This window comes from Lactobacillus ultunensis DSM 16047, from assembly GCF_001436305.1.
In the GTDB taxonomy this organism is placed as follows: Bacteria; Bacillota; Bacilli; order Lactobacillales; family Lactobacillaceae; genus Lactobacillus; species Lactobacillus ultunensis.
Genome location: NZ_AZFO01000060.1, coordinates 1 through 4,974, shown reverse-complemented (window position 1 = coordinate 4,974; position 4,974 = coordinate 1). Strand labels below are relative to the sequence as shown.

4 protein-coding genes are annotated in these 4,974 nt (G+C 33.0%); 2 read left to right on the top strand and 2 right to left on the bottom strand.

Annotated features, from left to right (window positions below):
* Nucleotides 1-133: 133 nt before the first annotated feature.
* Nucleotides 134-991, bottom strand: a complete 858-nt coding sequence (locus tag FC57_RS10170; protein ID WP_236253603.1) for an Rgg/GadR/MutR family transcriptional regulator — start codon at nucleotides 989-991, stop codon at nucleotides 134-136.
* Nucleotides 992-1,087: 96 nt separating this feature from the next.
* Here FC57_RS10170 and FC57_RS10165 point away from each other — a divergent pair, with 96 nt between their 5' ends.
* Nucleotides 1,088-2,656: an ATP-binding cassette domain-containing protein gene (locus tag FC57_RS10165; RefSeq protein WP_040529500.1), complete on the top strand. Its 1,569-nt coding sequence runs from the start codon at nucleotides 1,088-1,090 to the stop codon at nucleotides 2,654-2,656.
* A gap of 788 nt (nucleotides 2,657-3,444) precedes the next feature.
* On the opposite strand, the gene FC57_RS10160 is transcribed toward FC57_RS10165, so the two are convergent.
* Nucleotides 3,445-4,719, bottom strand: coding sequence for an MFS transporter (locus FC57_RS10160; RefSeq protein ID WP_007125903.1), 1,275 nt, complete (start codon nucleotides 4,717-4,719; stop codon nucleotides 3,445-3,447).
* A 98-nt stretch (nucleotides 4,720-4,817) separates the two neighbouring features.
* On the opposite strand from FC57_RS10160, the gene FC57_RS10945 reads away from it, so the two are divergent.
* The coding region (locus FC57_RS10945) for a helix-turn-helix domain-containing protein (RefSeq protein ID WP_162259281.1) at nucleotides 4,818-4,974 on the top strand (157 nt) is incomplete at its 3' end.

Sequence of the window (4,974 nt, the reverse complement as noted above, 5' to 3'; positions counted from 1 at the left end):
ACAAGACCCAATGGTTGAACACCAAAGATGTCGTTAAGGACTAATTGAATCTAGCTAACTTTTAAATAAAATGAATAACTCAAAAAAGTCACGATTAGCGAAATGTTGATCGTGGCTTTTGTTTTCTGTATTTTTATTTTTGTGGCCAAATTTCTTGGGTGCTCTTGAATACGTCTAGCCATATGTGGGCTTGCTGTGAGCAATTCAGTTGAACCAAGTTATCAATCATCGCTAATACAGGCTGCTCATCTCCCGTATGACAATAATCAATTACTTTTTGCAGAAAAGATAATGTTAAGTCAAAGAACATGTAGTAAAAAGGCAGGTTAACCTTCCGTAATTTATCCAGAATTTTTTGCGCATATTCTAATTTCTTTTTGAAAACAAAAGAAATAACCGTATCAGACAAGCCACCCATAAAAATGATTAGATTCTCATTGATGTCACGAACTTGATCAAAATTATGAATGATTCGCATAGCAATTTTAAAGCCCATTTCCGAGTTTAATAAGAAGGGCGCATTAGCCAGTAAGATGATATTGTGCTTAGACCACACCGTATTATGCAATAGATAAGAACCGATTCTTTGGATATCACCAGGTTCCAAATAATTCTTACCTTCCATCAGCAATAGTTGATTGCACACTGGCAAGATATTTTTTAATTCAATGATATTTTTATTTGAATGGTAAATATCTAAATGAGTTTGTACGTATTTTCGTAGTACAGGAACATTTTCATCTTCAATAGCAGAAGAAATTTTAGTTGGCAGGTTAAATTCTGTTTCTATTTCAGCGCGATTAGTGAACTCATCAAGAGTGATATTGATTCGCTTTAGTAATGCGATAGCTGTACTGAACTCTACTTCTACTTGATTGTTCTCCCAGCGAGATAGCTTAGAAACAGAGCAAATACCCGCGCATGCTTCAGGTTGGGTTATTTCTTGTTCTTTGCGTAATTCTTTAAAAATTGAGCCATATTTGAACATCATAATACCTCGCATCAACTTGCAGATCTGCAAGTTTTTAGTATTTTTAAGTATTATCCTGCGATACTTATAACAAATCAAGACGTAGGGGGAATAGATATGCTTTACAAATACTCAAATCACTTCAAATTTATCTTAATGATCATTGCTGGTTTTATTGCTAGCTTTACGACTATTGTATCGGCTTATATGGTACAGACTTTGACTAACATTGCTACCGAGAAAAAGTGGGATAAAGTAGGCAGCTTTTTACTAATTGTAATTGTGGGATTTTTGATTACATTCTTGGCAGGTCTGCTTTTTAATCGTCTTAAAACGAGTGCGATTAAGGAAACTAATACTTATTTGCGGACCAATATTTTTAAAGGGATGCTTGATCAAGATGAAAATGCGGAAAGTCTTGGTTTTTTAACTAATGATTTTAAGCTCCTTGAAACTAATCGCTTTGATGCCCAAATTGAGATTATTATGCAGGTATGTACGCTAGTTTTGGCATTGGGTTATGCTCTAGCAGTAAACTGGGTAGTCACATTGCTGTTTTTAATTGGCTCTTTTGTGCCGATGCTAGTATCTAATCTTTTTCAAAAATCAGTTCAAAATGATTCAGAAAATTGGACTAAAGCTAATGGTAAGTACGTTAACCAGACTAAAAATTTCTTAGCTGGTAGCGAAACACTGCACTTATACAATCAACAAGAGAATGCGGCTAAGAAGAACCAAATCAAGGTAGTTAAGTTGGAAACTGCCTTAAAAAGAATGAACTTATTAAATTTAGATACTGCTACTTGGATTGGCTTAATTGGTAACCTAGTAACCTTCTTAGTTCCATTCTTAGCCGGAATCTACATGGTAATTCATGGTATGACGACCTTAGGCTCATTATTCGCAATCGTACAATTGGCTAATTCTTTTGTTAATCCGATTTTGACTATTCTTAATGATCGTAATGAATTGTCAACTACTAAGCAGATTGTAGAAAAGACTGAAAAATATTTAACTTTAGCTAATAAAGAAAAATCAGTAAATGCGGAAGCAATGATTAAGAACATGACATTTAGCGATATTTCTCTTGAGAGAGAAGGTAAGCAACTAATTCATGACTTAGATTTAACTATTAAGCCTGGCACTAAACAAGCAGTAATTGGACCATCTGGTACAGGAAAATCAACTTTATTGCAGTTTTTAATGAAAGGCAAATATGGGGATGCTGGAAAGATTTCAGTAAATGGTAAGGATATTAAAGCTGGAACGTTTGAAGATGATTTTGCTTATGCGAGTCAAGCTCCCGTAATTTTTGCGGATACATTATGGTTTAACTTAACCTTAGGTGTAGATATTGCTAAAGCTAGAGTAGAAGAAGTTTGTGATCAATTAGGTTTAAAGCAGATTATTGAGGAAAAGGGCTTTGATTATTCCCTGGGTGATAATGCTGATCAATTATCAGGAGGTCAGCTCGCCAGAATTGAGTTAGCGAGAGCTATTTTAGCTGATCGTCCAGTTCTTTTACTCGACGAAATTAATGCTTCACTTGATAAGAAAACTTCAAATCAAGTTCATAATTACTTATTTAATTCTAATCTGACCTTTGTAGAAGTAATTCACCATTACGAAGAAGATGAATTGAAGCATTATGACAATGTAGTTGATTTGAAGGAATATATGGATTAAATGAAGAAAATTATGTGGGTTTTAGTAATTATTTTATTGATTGCAGCAGGCGAGATGATACCTCAAATGGTAATATTTGCATAAATTAATTGTCTCTAAATCTTGGTCTTGCTATAATAAGTATGAAAAAAGAGGCCGACAAATGAGTCGAACTTCTTTAGTGTAGAATCGCGTTAGCGACGACTATCTAATAAATTTTTATGATTTACTAAATAACTGCCAGCTCTGCAAAGCTAAAGCAGTTATTTTTTTCGCTGATCGTGAAGTTTGATCAACTCAACAACTAATAAAATCAGTAAAACGAAGGTGTTTTTATATAAATTAATTGTTATCGAAACTTCCGTTGTTATAATGAAATATGAAAAAAGAGACTGACAAATAAGTCAGACCTCTTGTTGAGCAGAATTCCACTTTGATAATAGCTGTCTCAAAACATAGTTATAATTTATTTTTTAACTAAGAAAATAACCACTATGAGCTGGGCGGCTGAGTGGCTATTGCACTTATATTGAAATATAATGCAATTTTCGATTATTTGTTTAAAAGTAAAAATCGGCACAAATATAGGTATTAAAAAGAGATTGAATAAGTTTTCAATCTCTTTTTTAATTACTATGGGTTTTAAAATTTTTAATTTATTAGTCGTAATTAGTTATTCTTAAGTAAAAAAGATTACTGATAATATAACCCTATATCAGTAGCTTGGTTGTCTACTCATTTATCATATTGTAAATTAGGGTATTGAACCTGTTCTTTTTTATTTGAAGTTAAACATTAAATTCCACAGATTACTCATTAACTACGGCAGCTGGTTTAATTTCCTCTTTATTTACTTTAGTCTTCACACTCAACTTAGCTGCTACGAATAAAATAATAATTTCGATAGCTAAGAGTGCGAACAAGGCGTATCTAATATCTCCTAAACCTGAAATAGTAGTTAATACTGTAGTCATCATAGGCGCTGTTGCCATGAGAATCGTATTAAGCAAACCTACACTTGAAGCTAAGATCTTACGATCAATTGTAGTAACTAACCATTGTTGCATTTTAAGTGAAGCAATGCTTGTAACTGCAGCTAATAAAAAGTAAAACGGCATGATTGCATAAATATTAGCAAACATTGCAGCTACTGTAGTGGCTACACTTAAAACAATGGCAGTAATAACCATAAAGAAAACAGATTGTTTTTTAAATAATTGTGGTCCAAAAGTACTACCTAAGATTGCACCAACACTTACTACTAATCCAATTACTGCAAGAGTAAAGCTGTAAGTAGAAATAATCATTGTTGAGCGATTGCCGGCCATAACAATTGGTAATAATGAACCCATAGAAGTTAATGCACCGTTAAGAAGTGCAATTACTAAAACTACTGATAACAAGCCTGAAGCCTTCTTGATTTGAGTGTATGAAGTTTTTATTGTTGCAAAGAATTTTTGGTCGTTTACTTCTTGTGGTTCAAGCGGCTTATTGTCTTTCTTATGACGAAGTCCTACACTAGCGTATAACAAGCCAGCTGCTAAGAAAGTGAATGCATTAACGAAAGCTAAGCTTGAGTAAGATAAGAAAAGTAATAATCCTGATCCAACAAATTGAGCCACAGTAGTAATTACTTGACTAATACCATTGGTAAAGCCTTCTGCTTGTGCAAATTCATCTTCTCCAACTAAGTCAACAATTAATGGCGCTCCTAATCCTCTTGCATAAGTACCAGCCATATCAGAGATAAAGTTAATAATTACTACTGCAATTATTAATCCCCATTGAGATACATTGGTAACGAATAATACTCCAACTAAGCCGTAGAGAGCAAATCTAACGATAGACATTACGAAGATGTTCTTAAATTTCTTTCTTGTCTTATCAGCTAAATAACCACCAAAGATATCAAATAAGCTTGGCAATGATTCAGAAATTGCAATCAGCGATAAAGCAAGTGAATAATTTTGTAGTTTACTTGCATAAGTCATAAATGCTAAGTAAAAAAGAATGTCACCAGCACTAGATAAGAAACTAGCAACTGAAAATTTTCTGTAATCTTTGTTCTTCAAAAAAACGTTCATAATGTTTAACTCCTTTTTTTGATGTTAAACATATAATATCGGTTCTATAATGAAATTAATGAAATAGTCGTATTTGAATTTTTTAGGAGAACATGATTATGACTACAGGTGAATTATTAAAAGAATACCGTATTAGTCAAGGTAAAAACCAAAAAGAATTTATCAACGACGGAATGATCGTCAGTCAATCCTATTATTCCAAAGTGGAAAAAAATGCTAATAAGATTACTGTACGCGTGGTGCTAGTTAAATCGT

Coding starts and splice junctions, on each gene's coding strand:
- FC57_RS10165 (WP_040529500.1), top strand. CDS start 1,088: ATGCTTTACAAATACTCAAATCACTTCAAATTTATCTTAATGATCATT.
- FC57_RS10170 (WP_236253603.1), bottom strand. CDS start 991: ATGATGTTCAAATATGGCTCAATTTTTAAAGAATTACGCAAAGAACAA.
- FC57_RS10160 (WP_007125903.1), bottom strand. CDS start 4,719: ATGAACGTTTTTTTGAAGAACAAAGATTACAGAAAATTTTCAGTTGCT.